The 2,926-nt window shown below is 73.9% G+C and carries 3 protein-coding genes; all 3 read left to right on the forward strand.

Annotated elements, in window-relative coordinates; translation table 11 throughout:
- A partial coding sequence (locus OOT08_RS17980; RefSeq protein ID WP_325094251.1) for an ABC transporter ATP-binding protein occupies window positions 1-1,898 on the forward strand: 1,898 nt, incomplete at its 5' end.
- Complete coding sequence (locus OOT08_RS17985; RefSeq protein ID WP_325094253.1) at window positions 1,895-2,770, forward strand: SDR family oxidoreductase; 876 nt, start codon at window positions 1,895-1,897, stop codon at window positions 2,768-2,770. The genes OOT08_RS17980 and OOT08_RS17985, both read left to right, overlap by 4 nt.
- The coding region (locus OOT08_RS19260; protein WP_442916289.1) for a hypothetical protein at window positions 2,760-2,926 on the forward strand (167 nt) is incomplete at its 3' end. The genes OOT08_RS17985 and OOT08_RS19260, both read left to right, overlap by 11 nt.

Here is a 2,926-nt window from a genome sequence, read left to right on the forward strand (position 1 = left end):
TCATCGGCACCCCCTCGCTCGCCCCCATCGTGGACGGGGTCTCCCTCCGCGTGGCGCCCGGGGAGATCCTCGGCGTGGTCGGCGAGTCCGGCTCCGGAAAAACCACGCTGGGCCTCGCGCTGCTGAACTACGCGCGCGGCGGTACCGTCCTTGAGGGGGGCCGCGTCCTCGTCGGCGACCGGGATCTCGCGACGCTCAGCGCCCGGGAAGTGCGCGCCCTCCGCGGCCGCACGGTCGCCTACATCCCGCAGTCGCCGGCCTCCGCCCTGAACCCGGCGCTCAGGATTCGCACCCAGCTCCTCGAGTGCCTGGACGGCGAGCACGATCACACCCTGGCCCGCCTCGCGGAGGTCATGGCCGAGGTCGCCCTGCCGGGCGACGCGGAGTTCCTGAGCCGATACCCGCACCAGCTCTCCGGCGGGCAACAGCAGCGGGTCGCCATCGCGATGGCCTTCATCGCCCGCCCCGCGCTCATCGTGCTCGACGAGCCAACGACCGGCCTGGACGTGTCCACCCAGAAGCACGTCCTGGAGACGGTGCGGGAGCTGTGCACGAACTCCGGCAGCGCCGCAATCTACATCTCCCACGACCTCGCCGTCGTCTCGGACCTCTCGGATCGCATCGCGGTGCTCTACGCGGGCCGCGTCGTGGAGCAGGGGCCGACCGCCGCGGTGATCGCGTCCCCCGCGCACCCCTACACCCGGCTGCTGCTCGCGGCGACCCCGGCGATCACGGGGGCGCGCCGGATGCGGGGCATCCCGGGCAACGCCCCCTCGCCGATCTCCCGCCCGCCGGGCTGCTCCTTCGCCCCGCGCTGCCCCCTCGCCGTGGAGTCCTGCCGCAGCGCCCCGCCCGAGGAGCGGGCCCGCCCCGAGCCGCCAGCGCACGCAGCGCACGTAGGGGACGCAGCGCATGCAGATCACGCAGCGCACACAGATCACACAGTTGACACAGATGACACAGCGCACACAGATCACGCAGCAGACACAGGCGACACAGCGCACCTCGTCCGCTGCTACCGGGCCGAACTGCCCCTGCCCGAGCCCCGCGAGGCGTCCGCCGCCGCCGTGATCCGCGCGCCGGGGCCGGACGCCCAGCCGAGCCTGCGCATCCGGGACCTGCGGGCCGGGTACCGGCGCACCGAGATCCTGCACGGCATCGACCTCGACCTGTTCCCGGGGGAGTGCCTCGCGCTCCTCGGCGAGTCCGGCTCCGGGAAGACCACCCTGAGCAGCTGCGTCGTCGGCCTGCACACGGAACTCAGCGGCGTCATCGAACTCGGCGGGCGGCCCCTCGCGGCGGGCAGCTACCGGCGCACCGCCGAGCAGCGGCAGCGCATCCAGTACGTCTTCCAGAACCCCTACGATTCCCTGAACCCGCGCCGAACCGTCCGGGAGCTGCTCACGCAGCCGCTCGTCGAACGACGCGGACGCCGGAAACTGAGCGAGGTCGAGCGCAACGCCCGCGTCGCCCAGGCCCTCGAACAGGCCATGCTTCGCCCCGACCACGCCTACCGCTTCCCGGAGCAGCTCTCCGGCGGCGAGCGGCAGCGGGTCGCGATCGCCCGGGCGCTCGTGACCCGCCCCGACATCCTGGTCTGCGACGAGATCACCTCCGCACTGGACGTGTCCGTGCAGGCCTCGATCGTGGAGCTGCTCGCCCGGCTCCAGCGCGAGCAGGGCCTCACCCTGCTGTTCATCACCCACAACATCGCGCTCGTGCGCAACATCGCCCAGCGCGTCGCGATCCTGCAACACGGCACCATCGTCGAAACGCAGGACACCGAGGCGCTGTTCGCGCACCCAGAGCACCCGTACACCCAGAGCCTGATCGAGGCGACCCCCGACTTCTCCCGAAGCCTCGGCGCGCCCCACCCGCGAGGAAAGGACACCCCGTGACCGTGCACACCCCCGAACGAAAACACCCCGTCTTCCATCCGGAGGCCCTGGCCGGGCAGGTCGCGCTCGTCACCGGCGGGGGCACCGGGATCGGCCGGGCCACCGCGCTCGCGCTCGCCGCCGCGGGGGCCCGCGTGTTCCTCGCCGGACGCCGCGCCGAACTCCTTGCGGAGAGCTGCGCCCTGATCCGCCGCGCGGGCGGCGAGGCCGACGCGCTCGCGGGGGACCTGCGGGAGCCCGGCGCGGCCGAGCGGCTGGTCGACGCCGCGACCGAACGCTTCGGCCCCGTCACGACGCTCATCAACAACGCCGGGGGGCAGTTCGCGGCCCCCGCGGAGACGATCACCGCGAACGGCTGGGCCGCCGTGTACCGGCTGAGCGTCGAGGCCGCCTGGTCCCTGAGCCGGGAGGTCGCGACGCGCTGCCTCATCCCGCAGCGCCGCGGCCTGATCGTCTTCCTCGCCTTCTCGCCCCGCCGGGGCATCTCCGGGATGGTGCACGCCACCTCCGCCCGCGCCGCGCTCCGGCAGCTCGCCGCCGACCTCGCGGCCGAGTGGGGGCGGTACGGGGTGCGCAGCATCGCCGTCGCCCCGGGGATGATCGACACCCGGGCGCTCGCCCAATACCCCGCCGCGGACGTGGCCGCCTGGACGGCATCGGTCCCGCTCGGCCGCCTCGGCACCCCGGAAGAGGTCGCCGACGCCATCGTCTTTTGCGCCACGGACGCCGCCCGCTACCTCACCGGAATCACGCTGCCCGTGGACGGCGGCGCGGACGCCTGGGGGGCCGGACGCCCCGCCCCCACCCTGCCTGACCCCAGCGCCGCGGAGCCCCGCGCCGGAGAACCGAACGGAGCCGACCATGACCCATGAACTGCACACCCCCGCGGGCGACGACGTGCCCCGGCTCCGCCCATCCGCGCCGGACCCGGGCGGACTCGACGCCCTGTTCCGGCCAGACTCCGTGGCCATCATCGGCGCGAGCGACGACACCAGCAAGTACGGGAACTGGATCGCGGTCCAGGCGGT

Origin of the sequence: Leucobacter sp. M11, assembly GCF_035726885.1 — a bacterium.
In the GTDB taxonomy this organism is placed as follows: domain Bacteria; phylum Actinomycetota; class Actinomycetes; order Actinomycetales; family Microbacteriaceae; genus JAPFRB01.